Genomic DNA, 13029 nt, shown 5'->3' with positions numbered 1-13029 from the left:
CCGGCTCAAGGGGTCAGGATGATCTTGCCATGTGCGCGGCCTTCTTGCAGGCGTTGCAGCGCGTCCGAGAATTGATCCAGCGGCAGGGTGTCGGCAATTTGCGGCGACAGCTTGCCCTGTGACCAGAGGTCGAAGATGTCCTGTTGCACGCGATGTACCCATGCCGGGTCGCGTTCGCGGTAATCCGACCATTGCAGGCCCGACACGGCGATATTCTTGACCAGCAGGTAGTTGGCCTTGATCGTGGGAATCTCCCCTGCGGCAAAGCCCACGACTACCAGTCGCCCGCGCCAGGCCATCGCCCGCAGCGCGGCCTCGGTCACAGCGCCGCCGACCGGGTCGATGACGACATCGACACCGTGCCCGTCAGTGGCCGTGCGAACCTTGTCGCGCAGCCCGTCGCGCAGATTGTCCATCCCCAGGTCGACCGTTTCGTCACATCCTGCCGCGCGCGCGAGTTCGGCATTTCGCGCGCCCTTGACGCCACCGATCACGACACCGGCCCCCATCGCGCGCGCCAGTTGCACGGCGGCCGATCCGACACCGCCTGACGCCCCCAATACCAGCACTGTGTCGCCGGGTTTCATCGCGGCGCGCTCGATCAGCGCGAAATGCGCTGTCTGGTAGACAAGGCCGAGCGCCGCCCCGACCTCGAATGGCATATCATCCGGCATCGGGTGGCAGTTGTCTGCGGCAATCGCGATTTGACCTGCATAGGTGCCGTATTCGGCCTGAATGGCGACATGATCGCCAACCCGCAGGCCGCTTACGTCTTGCCCTATCGACGAAATCACTCCGGCCCCGGCCTTGCCCGGCGAAAAGGGCAGGGGGGGCTTTACTTGGTATTTCCCTTCCATCACGAGAATGTCGGGAAAATTCACTTCGGCGGCGCGCAGGTCGACGACAACCTCGCCGGGGCCGGGTTTCGGCTCGGGAAGGTCTTCGACGCGGGCCGTTTCCACGGGGCCGAATTCACGGACAAGAACGGCCTTCATTGCGGCTTCTCCGTTGTTTCCGAGGCTCCGGTTCGGGGCACCATATCGTTGTCGGCGCCGAGGGACGGGGCGCGGGATGTTTCCTGTGAAGTGCGGTATTGCGGGGCTACCGGTACGGGCAACGCCATGGTGCGCTCGCCCGAGGCGTTTTCGACTGTGCGGTCTAGGACCCCACGGCTTTTGAAATGCGGATCTGACACGGCGTCTTGCAGCGATTGAACTACGGAACAGCAGCAATCGGCCTTTTCGAAAACGGCCTGCCAGTGTTCGGCGTCATGCGCGGCAATGATCCGGGCCACGGCATCGGTTGTGGCTTGCGGGTCGTTGCCGTCATCACGAAGAGCGGGGTCCAGCCCGATGGCTTCGGAGAATGTATCCCAGAACTTTTGTTCGAGGGGGGCCGCGGCAACGAAACGGTTGTCACGCGTCGGATAGAGCCGGTACCGACAGGAGCCCCCGGTCACGAGAGAGTCGCCGTTGCCGGGCCAGTCGCCGGCAACCTGCCCTTCGGCCAGCGCCCAGTACATGAATGGGAAAAGGTTGTCGCACATGGCGATGTCGATATGGGCTCCCTTGCCGGTCCGGTCGCGTTCCCGCAGCGCCAGAAGGATGTTGAACACCGCAGGATATGTGCCGCCTGCGATGTCCGCGATCAGGGCGGGGGGGATGACGGGCGTGTCGGGGGTTCCGCAAGCGAGGGCCAGCAATCCGCTGTCCCCGATGTAGTTGAGGTCATGCCCGGCGCGCGAAGCCTTTGGCCCGGATTGTCCGTAGCCGGTGATGGAACAGTAAATGATGCCGGGATTGATCGCGGCGACATCGTCATAGCCAAATCCCAGTCTTTCCATCACTCCGGGCCGGAATTGTTCGACCAGAATATCGGCCTCTTTCAGGAGAGGGATCAGGCGCTCACGTTCCCCGGCTTCCTTGAGGTTTAGCGCCAGCGATTTCTTGCCGCGGTTCAGCATGGCGAAATTGGCGCTGTCCTCGCCCCATTTCGGAACATAGCTGCGCATTTCCTCGCCGCGCCCGGGGCGTTCGATCTTGATGACTTCCGCTCCGGCTTCGGCCAGGAAAAGCGTTGCCATCGGCCCCGGCAGAAGGGTCGAAAAATCCAGAACGCGGATATTGTCCAATGGGGTTGCCATGAGTTTGCCTCGGAGGTTTTGAAGTTTCGAGTGGTTCGCAGAGGCGGCCCGCCCGCAGGCGGGCCACGTTTTCGATTACATGCGTGTTTTGAGCCATTTGGCAATAACGCCCACGATCCCCTCGCGGAAGGTCAGAACGCAAACGATGAATACCGCCCCCTGAATGATCAGCACGAGCGAGCCCAGATTGGCGAGATAATTCTGCATCGTCACGATGACCGTCGCCCCGACAATCGGGCCGAAGATCGTTCCCATTCCACCGATCAGGGTCATCAGAACGACTTCGCCGGACATGGTCCAGTGAACATCCACCAGTGACGCCAGGTGGAAGACCAGCGCCTTGGTGCCCCCCGCAAGGCCCGACAGGGCGGCGGAGATCACGAAGGTCAGAAGCTTGTAGCGCTGCACCTGATACCCGAGCGAGATCATGCGCGGCTCGTTCTCGCGGATACCCTTCAGGACCTCGCCGAAGGGCGAGTGGATGACCCTGTACATGAACAGGATGCCGATGAAGAAGATCGCCACCACCATCCAGTAGAAGGGGCCGTCCTCGGACATGTCCACAAGGCCGAAAAGGGCGTTGCGCGGAATGCTCTGCATGCCGTCTTCGCCGCCCGTTATGGGGGCTTGCAATGCGTAGAAATACACCATCTGGGCAAAGGCCAGCGTGATCATGGCAAAATAGATGCCCCTGCTTTTGATCGCCAGGAACCCGAACGCTGCGCCCATGATCGCGGCGACCAGCACCGCGAAGGCGATGGCCAGTTCCGGCGGCCACCCCCAGACCTTGGCCGCATGACCCGCGGCATAAGCCGCGCCGCCGAAGAAGGCCGCGTGCCCGAAGGACAACAGCCCGCCAAACCCGAGCATCAGGTTGAAGGCCATTGCGAACAGCGCAAAGCAAAGCAGCTTCATCACGAACACCGGATACAGAAACTGCGGTGCGATCACGACGAACAGCCCGATCAGGGCAAAGATGATCATGTGATGGCGCGTCATCCGTGCGCGCGCATCCGAAGGCGGGCGGCTTTGGTGAATTACCGTGGTCCGGTTCGTTGTCTCGGCTTGTTTTGACATGATTTAAACCTCCCGCCCGAAGATGCCGCTGGGTTTGAACAGCAGAACAAGCGCCATGATTATGAAGATGATCGTTGTCGAGGCTTCCGGGTAGAAAACCTTGGTAAGCCCCTCGACCAGACCCAGGGCAAATCCCCCGATGATCGCCCCCATGATCGAACCCATACCGCCGATCACGATGACCGCGAACACCACGATGATCAGGTCGTTGCCCATCACCGGGTTGACCGAGTAGACCGGCGCCGCCAGCACCCCCGCGAATGCCGACAGGGCAACGCCGAAGCCATAGGTCAGGGTGACCAGAAGCGGGACGTTGATCCCGAATGCGCTGACCATCTCCGGATTTTCGGTCGCGGCGCGCAGGTAGGAGCCGAGTCGCGTTTTCTCGATCAGGAACCAGGTGGCGAAACACACGATCACCGCCATCACGATGATGAAGCCGCGATATATGGGCAGGAACATGAAGCCCAGATTCATGACGCCGGTCAGGGCCGCCGGAATGGGATAGGGCTTGCCGGAGACGCCATAGAAGTTCTGGAACACCCCGGTGATGACGAGTGTCAGGCCGAAGGTCAGAAGCAGGCTGTAGAGGTGATCCAGCTCATGCAGCGGGCGAAGCATGGTGCGTTCGATCACCATGCCCAGTGCGCCCACCACGATGGGCGAGATCACCAGGGCAAACCAGAATGGAATGCCCAGATATGTCAGGAGCATCCACGACACGAAAGCGCCCATCATGTAAAGGGCCCCATGCGCGAAGTTGATGATGTTCAGCAGGCCGAAAATGACCGCAAGACCAAGGCTCAGAACCGCATAGAAGGATCCGTTGATCAGTCCAAGGAGCACCTGGCCGAAAAGAGCCTGTGGCGGAATTCCCAATAGCTCGAACATAGTTAGTTTCCTTATATGCCAAGATAGCCTTGGATTTTTTCCAGGTTGTCCGCGATCTCATCGTTGCGGAACTGGTCGACGACCTTGCCCTCCTGCACGATGTAATGACGATCGGCGAGTTCGCGCACGAAGTGGAAGTTCTGCTCCACCAGCAGGATCGTGAATCCCGCTTTCTTGAGGCGCCGGACGGTGTGGCCGATCTGGTGAATGATCACCGGGGCCAGCCCTTCGGTCGGCTCGTCCATGAGAACGAACAATGCGCCCGTGCGGAGAATCCGCGCGATGGACAGCATCTGCTGTTCCCCGCCCGACAGTTTGTTGCCATAGCTGTCCAGACGTTCCTCCAGGTTCGGGAACAACTCGTAGATCGCCGGCAGGTCAAAGCCGCCATCCGCCACCTTGGGCGGCAAAAGCAGGTTTTCGAGCACCGACAGGCTGCCGAATATCCCGCGATCATCGGGCACATACCCGATGCCGAGCCTGGCGATATCGCGCGCGGGCAGGTCGATGAGTTCGGTGCCATTGAAGCGGATACTGCCGCTGCGGGATTTCAGGAGCCCCATGATGGCCTTGAGCGTCGTCGTCTTCCCGGCGCCGTTGCGGCCCAGAAGGGTGACGACCTCGCCCTTGTTGACGGTCAGGTTGACGTCATGCAGCACGTGGCTTTCGCCATACCAGCCGTTCAACCCCTGAACTTCAAGCATGGTCTGGGCGTCGGGGCCGGATGCGTCCGCTTGGGATTTCTCAATCGTATGTGTCATTCGGCTCTCCGATATAAGCTTCCACAACGGCCGGGTCCTCGGACACTTCGGCATAACTTCCTTCGGCCAGCACCGCGCCGCGTGCGAGCACCGTGATGCGATCCGAAAGTGTGGCGACGACCGAAAGGTTGTGTTCGACCATCAGGACGGTCCGCGTCTCCGCGACACGTTTGATAAGATCCGACGTGCGGCCGATATCCTCCTGGCCCATACCCGCCAGCGGTTCGTCCAGAAGCAGAAGGCGCGGGTCCAGCGCCAGGGTCGTCGCGATCTCCAGCGCCCGTTTACGGCCATAGGGCAGGTCTGCGGCGCGATCGTGAAGGAAATCCTCCAGTCCCACGTCCTCGAGCAGCTGAACGGCTTCGTCCTCAAGGCTGTTCAGGCACTTGCTGGACCGCCAGAAATCGAAGGAGCGACCGTGCAGGCGCCGCTGAAGGGCGAGGCGAACATTCTCCAGAACGGTCATGCCACCGAATACAGCCGAAATCTGGAACGAACGCACCAATCCCTTTTGGGCGATGGCTGCAGGGGCCAGATTGGTGACGTCCTCGCCTTCGTAAGTGATGGTGCCCCTGGATGGCGTCAGAAATTTCGTAAGAAGGTTGAAACAGGTCGTCTTGCCTGCCCCGTTCGGACCGATCAGCGCATGAATGGAGTTGCGCCGCACTGAAAGATCCACGTTGTCTACGGCCCTTATGCCCCCGAAGACCTTGGTCAAACCCTTGGCCGTGAGAACATAATCGGCCCCGTCATCATGGCGGGATGTCATGGGAAGGATGTCCTTGCTGATTGGCGGTGCCTTTGAGGCAAAGGCACCGCTTTGGAAATGATGTCAGCCATTCACCAAGGAGCAGGTGCTCTTGGCGAGCGGCATATAGGCTTCCTCGGCAGGGATTTCGCGCAGAACCTTGGCAACGTCATCCTCACCCTGCGAATCCGCGGGCGATTTCACCTGTGCCAGGTACATCGTGTGCATCATGCGGCCATCTTCGCGGATATACCCATCCTTGGCGAAGAAGTCGTTGATCGGGTTTTCGCCCATCCATGCACGCACCGTTGCGGGATCGTCCGAACCGGTGGCTTCGACGCCCTTCAGGTAATGCGTGACAGCCGAGTAGAACCCGGCATGGATCATCGTGGGCATGCTGCCGTGGCGTTCCTTGAAGCGTTCGGCGAAGGCGCGCGTTTCATCGTTGTAATCCCAGTAGAACCCGGTGGTGTAGGTCAGGCCCTGTGCAACGTCGAGGCCAAGGGCATAGATATCGGTCAGGAAGACGAGCATACCGGCGATCGTCTGTCCGCCCTGAACCACGCCGAATTCGCTGGCCTGCTTCAGCGCGGTGCTGAAATCGGTGCCGGCATTGGCAAAGGCGACGACATCCGCGCCCGAGGATTGCGCCTGAAGGATGAACGAGCTGTAATCCGTTGCCTTGAACGGGTGACGAACGGTTCCGACGACATTGCCGCCCAGTTCCTTGACGACGGATGCGGTGTTTTCCTCAAGCGAATGGCCGAACGCGTAATCGGCGGTAATGAAGTACCAATCGGTGAGGCCGCTTTTGACGATGGCGTTGCCCGTGCCGGTTGCCAGCGCGAACGTGTCATAGACATAGTGGATGCCGGTCGGCGTGCATTCCTTGTTCGTAAGCGCCGTCGAGGCCGAACCGGCAGCGACGGTGAGGATGTTCTTTTCCTTGCCGATATTCTGAATGGCGATGGCTGCAGCCGAGTCGGTGGACTCGATGATCATGTCCACGCCTTCCTGATCGACCCATTCGCGCGCAAGGTTGGAGGCCACGTCGACCCGGTTCTGGTAGTTTGCCGAGAGCAGTTCGATCGGTTTGCCGTTCACTTCGCCGCCGAAATCCTCGATGGCCATTTCCGCACCGAGGACGGCACCCATGCCGCCATTCGCGGAATAGACGCCGGTCATATCGACCATGGCGCCGATCTTGACCGCATCTCCGGACACTTCCTGTGCCATGGCGATGCCGGTCGACAGCGCGATTGTCGCGGTTACTCCTGTCAAAAGTTTCATTTCTGGTCTCCTCCCTAGGGTCAGGTAAACTGAAGGTCACGTCACTGCGACGGCCACAGGGAGTGACGCAAAATGCGTGCCATTATTTAATTTTGGGCGTGAATTTTTATCCCGGAAAGGGCGGGAGATGTCGGCGGCACCCTTGTTTCGTGTGCTGTGGCCGGGGAACTGGCGTTTTTGGGTTAAAGACCTGTTCCATTTTTGTCTTTATCGCGGGGGCGGGGCGTGATCGGGCAATTTTTTCCGGTGTCGGCGCGGCGGCAGAAAAATGATTTGCGCGGCGCTTGTTCCCGGTCGGTATGCCTGAATTTAAAGTGTCTTGATTCAGGTCATCCGGTGCTGGCCGACAGCGGACATTGCAATGAAGTATCCGCTGTCGGAGGGCGCAAAATGAGGCGTCAGACCGCCTCGAGCGCGATGGCGATCCCCTGGCCGACGCCAATGCACATGGTGGCGAGTGCCTTTTTCCCGCCCGTCAGTTTGAGTTCCAGGGCCGCCGTGCCTGCAAGCCGGGCGCCGGACATGCCCAGGGGATGACCCAAGGCGATGGCACCGCCATTGGGATTCACACGAGGATCGTCATCGGCGATCTTCAGGTCGCGCATGGTGGCCAGGGCCTGGCTGGCGAAGGCTTCGTTCAGTTCGATCACGTCGAAATCCTCGGCGGTCATCCCGAGCCGGGTCATCAGTTTGCGTGAGGCCGGGGCCGGGCCGAACCCCATGATGCGAGGGGCGACGCCGGCAGCCGCCCCGCCGAGGGCGCGGGCAATGGGGGTGAGGCCGTGCGCCTTGGCGGCTTGTTCGGACGCCAGAACAAGGGCCGCAGCCCCATCGTTCACGCCCGACGCGTTGCCCGCCGTAACGGTCCCGCCGTCGCGAAACGGTGCAGGCAGTTTCGCGAGCTTTTCGAGTGTGGTGTCCGGGCGCGGGTGTTCATCGGTTGTCACCTGACGGGGATCGCCCTTGCGCTGCGGAACGGACACGGTGGTGATTTCCTGTGCAAGGCGTCCGTTTTCCATCGCCCGCCCAGCGCGCTGTTGTGAGCGGAGCGCGAAGGCATCCTGATCTTCACGGTTGATGTCGAAATCCCCGGCCACGTTCTCGGCCGTTTCGGGCATCGAATCCGCGCCGTATTGCTGTTTCATGAGCGGATTGACGAAACGCCAGCCGATGGTCGTGTCATACACCGCGTTCGAACGCGAGAAGGCGCTTTCGGCTTTGGGCATGACAAAAGGTGCGCGGCTCATGCTTTCGACGCCGCCGGCGACGATCAGATCGGCCTCGCCCGCGCGGATTGCGCGCGCTCCGGTGATCACCGCATCCATGCCCGATCCGCAGAGCCGGTTGATCGTGGTGCCCGACACCGTTTCCGGCAACCCGGCCAGCAGAAGGGACATGCGCGCCACATTGCGGTTGTCTTCGCCAGCCTGGTTGGCGCAGCCATAGATCACATCGTCCACCGCCGCCCAGTCTACCGCGGTGTTTCGGGTGATCAGGGCCTGCAGCGGGACGGCCCCGAGATCGTCGGGCCGGATTGTGGACAGCCCGCCTCCGAAGCGGCCGATCGGTGTGCGAATGTAGTCGCAGATAAAGACGTCTTGCATCATGTGTTCCTGTTATCTGAAGGGTGTCGTGTGTGCGGATGGAGGTCGGGGAGACCCGATACGAACGGGCGCTTTTCGGTTTGGGTGTCGCCTGACACGGGGCTTGCATCCCTCGAAAGCCGGAACGGCATGTCGGTGATCCGGTCGTCAGGCAATGGAAACGCTCTGTGTTCTCTTGATCCTCTTGCGCACCGCCGAGGACGGGATGCGCATCATCTTGCGATACTTGGTAACGGTGCGGCGGGCGATGTTGATGCCGTTGCGCGATAGCTCCTCCACGATACCGTCATCGGACAGGACCGCCCCGGCGATTTCCGCTTCGATCAGGCCCTTGATCTTGTTGCGGACGGCCTCGCCCGAGACCTGCGTGCGGGTCTGGGACACCGGAACCGCCTCGGAGAAAAAGAACTTCAGTGAGGTCAGACCGCGCGGACTCAGGATATACTTGTTGGCAATGGCGCGGGACACCGTGGACTGATGCAGGCCAACCGACTCTGCAATATCCTTGAGCGACAGCGGTTTCAGGTGGTCCGCGCCGTGGACGAAGAAATCGCGCTGCTGGATGACGATTTCACTGGCCACCTGCAATATGGTCTGGGCGCGCCTGTCCAGGTTCTTGGTCAGCCAGGTCGCGCTCTTCATGCAGTCGGCAATGAATTTTCTGTCGCTGCGCGTCTGTGAATGGCGGCGTATCAGGGCATAGTAGTCCCGGTCGATCAGTGCTTTGGGCAAGAGATCGGTGTTCAACTCGACCTTGAAGTCGTCTGCGGTGTCGTAGCGAACGATGATATCGGGCATGGCCAGGGGTGTGGGGCTTGTATCGAATTGCCGCCCCGGTGCGGGGTTCAACCGCTTCAAATGCTCGATTATTTCGATGACGCCCCCCCGGTCACAGCCGCATTTCCGGGCGAGTTTGTCGACCTCGTAATTGGCCAGAAGTGGAAGGTTTTCAAGAAAACAGCTTATTTTCGGGGTCAGTTCCCCGCGTTCGGTCAGTTGCAGGCGCAGACATTCCGCCAGATCGCGCGCGCCGACGCCGCACGGTGAAAACTCCTGTATTTTGCCGAGAACCTGAAGGATGCGCGGTTCGCTTGTTTTCAGGGTGTCGGCGATTTCGATGGCGGTTCGTCGAAAATATCCGTCCGGTTCGATCGACTCGATGATTTCGAAGGCGATGGTCCTGTCGTGTTTTTTATGGAACGTGATCGCTGCCTGTTGATGCAGGTGTTCTCGCAGGCTGACATGGTGGGCATGAGTGTCGGCAATGCTGGGGATATCCGTTGCCGATATGTTGTCCCCTGACGTGGATGGACGCGCCGATGTATCGGCGGGCCGCCATTTTTCGTCGGAAGACCGGGAATGCGCATCGGGAAACTGCACGTCCAGCAACGGATTGCTTTCCGCCTCATCGCGCAGGAGTTCGTTGAGTTCCTGGCTGCCGAGTTGCAATATCTTGACCGACTGAATCGCCTGCGCCGTGATTTTCAAAGACTGAGACTGGCTCAGGTTTTGAGTCGCTTGCAGGTGCATGCTTTCTCCCCCCAGATTTGCCTGCGCCGCTCTCCGTCCCTCCTCGTCCGGATAGAGCGGGCTTGTGAATAATTAACATAGCAAGAATCGTGCCAAAAATGCATCTTCCATAAATCTTGTCAGTTTTTAGGTCGGGGGAACAGTCCTGCATCGCCCTCTCGTTTTGGGCTGTCTGCATTGCAGTCAGTTTTCGCGGGAATTGTTCTTCTTTGGGACGCCTTGAGTTTCGAAAGTCTATTTCGTTCGCCTGCTTGAATAATCACTTAGCGCAGAGAAAATGCTGCTGGCAGGTCTGTTCGACTTAGCTGCGCATCGAGTGGGGCAAGGCCGAACCGGCCCGCTCACCGCGCAACCACGACGGGCCGTTGATTGTGGTCGATGACATCGAACGCCATGCCGAATACCGCGTTCAGGGTCGCGGGGGTCATGATGTCGTTGCAGGGGCCGCTGGCACCGATTTCCCCATCCTTGAGGGCGATTACATGATCGGCCCAGCCGGCGGCGGCGTTGATGTCGTGGATCACCACAACGACGCTGCGTTGTTCGGGGGCGGGGCGGGTCAGATCGTGGAGGCGTTCCATCAGGTCACGGGCATATTTCGGATCGAGCGCGTTGAGCGGCTCGTCCAGCAAAAGCCATGGCGCGGATTGTGCCCATGTCATGGCAACCAGCGCGCGTTGACGTTGCCCGCCCGAGAGGGTGTCGAGTGACCGTTCGGCCAGCGGGGTCAGGTCGAAGGTGGCGAGGGCCTCTTCGGTCAGGCGCGTATCCTCGGGGCCGGGGCGGCCTCCGTGATGCGGCCAGCGCCCGAAGGCGACCAGCTCGCGGACCCGCAGGCGTGTGGCAATGCGCGGAGTCTGCTGCAACAGAGCGACGGCGCGGGCACGGTCCCGGTGCGGGGCATCAAACGGGTCGAGGCCGTCGATGCGCACTTGCCCACACGATGGCGTCAACAGGCCCGCGATGCAGTGCAGGAGGCTGGATTTACCCGCACCGTTTGGCCCGATGATGGCCGTGATCCCGCCCTGCGGGATGGTCAGGCTGATGTCGCGCAGGATCTGCGCCTGACCGGCGGAATACGACAGGTTGGACACCTCGATCATAGGGTTCTCCGTCTGATGATCAGGGCGATGAACAGCAGCCCGCCGAAAAATTCGACAATCACCGACAGGGTGGATTGCTGGCCCAGAAGGCGCTCGAACACGAATTGCCCGGCAACGAGGATCAGCGCCCCGGTGAGGGCGGCGGCGGGGATCAGCCATGCGTGGCGATGCGTGGGCACCAGTTCGCGTGCAAGGCTGGCGGCAAGAAGCCCCAGGAATGTCAGCGGACCGACCAGCGCGGTCGAGATCGCCACCAGCGCCGCCACCAGCGCGAGTGCCTGCATGATCAACCGGTCGTAGTCCAGCCCGAGGCCGCGCGCGACGGGGCGCCCAAGCGCCGCCACGTCAAGCCGGGGTGCCATGCGCACACAGAGAAACAGGGTGATGCTCAGTGCCGTCCCGGTGATGGCCAGTTGCGCGGGACTGACCGCGCTGAAACTGGCAAAGCTGGCCTGTTGCACGACGGAAAATTCCGCCGGGTCCAGCAGGCGTTGCAGCAATTCGGCCAGCCCGCGCAGCATGATCCCAAGAATGACGCCGGTCAGCAGGATGCGGATAACGTCATCGCCGCCATTGCGAAACAAAAGGCGAAAGACGATCACGGCGACCAGCATCATCAGGCCGGCTTCGGCCAGGAACCCCGCTGCCGCGGGGATCGCGGCATAGCCGACACCGCCCAGCAGGAACACCAGCAGGGTTTGCAGAAACACGTAGAGCGCATCGAACCCGACCAGCCCCGGTGTCAGGAGCTGGTTCGCGGCGACCGTCTGAAACAGGATGGTCGCCGCGCCGGTGGCCGCGCCGACCATGACCAACGTGGCCAGCTTGGTGCCCCTGAGCGTCAGGATGAACCCGGTGGGCTCTTTGAGTTGCCACAGCAGGAAGCCCGCCGAGAGCGCCAGCATCGCCAGCGCCAGCCATGTCACCCGCCGTTCAATCATGGGCGCGCGCCGGGGCGGCATTGAGCAGCCACAGGAAGATGCCCGCCCCGGCCACGGCAAAGATCGTTCCGGCGGGAATTTCATAGGGATAGCGGATGAGGCGCCCCAGAATGTCGGCGGACAGCACCGCGCCCGCCCCGAAGGCCGCGATCACCGGCAGGTTGGCGCGCAGGTTGTCGCCGCGCCAGCGCGACACGATGTTCGAGGCGACCAACCCCACAAAGGGCAGGGTGCCCACGGTCACCACCACCAGCGCGATGATCGTCGCGACGATGCCCAGCCCGAGCGCGCGGGTCTGGCCATAGTTCAGGCCGAGACTGCGGGCCTGTGTCTCTCCGAGGCCCAGAAGAGTGATGCGGTCGGCAACCAGATAGAGCAGCACCGCCAGCCCGGCGATGCCCCAGAGCAGCTCATACCGCCCCTGCACCACGCCCGAAAATTCGCTCAGGCGCCATGTGCCCAGGTACTGCATCAGGTCGGTGACCCATGCCAGCCACAGTCCGACTGCCATCAGGATGCCGCCATAGATCATGCCGACGATGGGCAAGAGCATCGGATCGTGCCGGGGCAGGGCGCGGGCAAGGCCAAGGAATCCGGCCATGCCCGCCAGCGCCGCCAGCGCGCCGCTGCACATCTTGATCCAGATCGGAGCACCGGGCCATGTCAGCGTGATCGCCAGCAAGCCCAGCATGGCGGATTCGGGGGTGCCGATCAGGCTGGGCTCGACAAGACGGTTCTGCACCGATTGCTGTACCACGACCCCCGCCAGCGCCAGCCCCATGCCCGCCAGCAGCGCGGCGGCGGTGCGGGGAAAACGGCTGGTCGCAATCAGGAAGCCTGCGTCGAGATCCCCGGCAAACAGCGAGGCGGCACCGATGCACAGGCTGGCCGTCACGAGCGCGGCCAGCACGAGCGCAATGATCAGCGGCAGTCGCACCGGG

Annotated in this window: 12 protein-coding genes; all 12 read right to left on the bottom strand. The window is 61.5% G+C overall.

Annotated elements, in window-relative coordinates; translation table 11 throughout:
* Positions 1-5: 5 nt before the first annotated feature.
* The 12 genes from KPG71_RS01720 to KPG71_RS01665 all read right to left on the bottom strand — a co-directional run bounded on the left by KPG71_RS01720 (position 6) and on the right by KPG71_RS01665 (position 13025).
* Positions 6-995, bottom strand: coding sequence for an NADPH:quinone oxidoreductase family protein (locus tag KPG71_RS01720; protein WP_216336289.1), 990 nt, complete (start codon positions 993-995; stop codon positions 6-8).
* Positions 992-2143: a CaiB/BaiF CoA-transferase family protein gene (locus tag KPG71_RS01715; protein ID WP_216336286.1), complete on the bottom strand. Its 1152-nt coding sequence runs from the start codon at positions 2141-2143 to the stop codon at positions 992-994. Before KPG71_RS01715 ends, KPG71_RS01720 begins: the two co-directional genes overlap by 4 nt.
* A gap of 75 nt (positions 2144-2218) precedes the next feature.
* Positions 2219-3142, bottom strand: coding sequence for a branched-chain amino acid ABC transporter permease (locus KPG71_RS01710; protein ID WP_216336704.1), 924 nt, complete (start codon positions 3140-3142; stop codon positions 2219-2221).
* Between the two features lie 81 nt (positions 3143-3223).
* On the bottom strand, positions 3224-4111 hold the full coding sequence (locus tag KPG71_RS01705; RefSeq protein ID WP_216336284.1) for a branched-chain amino acid ABC transporter permease: 888 nt from the start codon (positions 4109-4111) through the stop codon (positions 3224-3226).
* Positions 4112-4122: 11 nt separating this feature from the next.
* Positions 4123-4872 carry an ABC transporter ATP-binding protein gene (locus KPG71_RS01700; protein ID WP_216336282.1) on the bottom strand — a complete coding sequence of 250 codons (750 nt, stop codon included), beginning with the start codon at positions 4870-4872 and terminating at the stop codon, positions 4123-4125.
* On the bottom strand, positions 4856-5641 hold the full coding sequence (locus KPG71_RS01695) for an ABC transporter ATP-binding protein (protein WP_216336281.1): 786 nt from the start codon (positions 5639-5641) through the stop codon (positions 4856-4858). Before KPG71_RS01695 ends, KPG71_RS01700 begins: the two co-directional genes overlap by 17 nt.
* Positions 5642-5704: 63 nt before the next feature.
* Positions 5705-6910 carry an ABC transporter substrate-binding protein gene (locus tag KPG71_RS01690; RefSeq protein ID WP_253196003.1) on the bottom strand — a complete coding sequence of 402 codons (1206 nt, stop codon included), beginning with the start codon at positions 6908-6910 and terminating at the stop codon, positions 5705-5707.
* Between the two features lie 398 nt (positions 6911-7308).
* Positions 7309-8514 carry a 3-oxoadipyl-CoA thiolase gene (gene pcaF / locus KPG71_RS01685; RefSeq protein ID WP_216336279.1) on the bottom strand — a complete coding sequence of 402 codons (1206 nt, stop codon included), beginning with the start codon at positions 8512-8514 and terminating at the stop codon, positions 7309-7311.
* Positions 8515-8661: 147 nt separating this feature from the next.
* Positions 8662-10044, bottom strand: a complete 1383-nt coding sequence (gene rpoN, locus KPG71_RS01680) for an RNA polymerase factor sigma-54 (protein ID WP_301182879.1) — start codon at positions 10042-10044, stop codon at positions 8662-8664.
* 341 nt (positions 10045-10385) lie between these two features.
* On the bottom strand, positions 10386-11147 hold the full coding sequence (locus tag KPG71_RS01675) for an ABC transporter ATP-binding protein (protein WP_216336277.1): 762 nt from the start codon (positions 11145-11147) through the stop codon (positions 10386-10388).
* Positions 11144-12088 (bottom strand): iron chelate uptake ABC transporter family permease subunit, encoded by a 945-nt coding sequence (locus KPG71_RS01670; RefSeq protein WP_216336276.1) that lies wholly within the window; start codon positions 12086-12088, stop codon positions 11144-11146. Before KPG71_RS01670 ends, KPG71_RS01675 begins: the two co-directional genes overlap by 4 nt.
* Positions 12081-13025 carry an iron chelate uptake ABC transporter family permease subunit gene (locus KPG71_RS01665; RefSeq protein WP_216336275.1) on the bottom strand — a complete coding sequence of 315 codons (945 nt, stop codon included), beginning with the start codon at positions 13023-13025 and terminating at the stop codon, positions 12081-12083. The genes KPG71_RS01670 and KPG71_RS01665 overlap by 8 nt, the downstream gene beginning before the upstream one ends.
* Positions 13026-13029: the final 4 nt, after the last annotated feature.

Origin of the sequence: Roseovarius sp. PS-C2 (assembly GCF_018862045.1) — a bacterium.
Taxonomy (GTDB): domain Bacteria; phylum Pseudomonadota; class Alphaproteobacteria; order Rhodobacterales; family Rhodobacteraceae; genus Roseovarius.
This window is presented reverse-complemented; position numbering and strand designations above follow the sequence as displayed.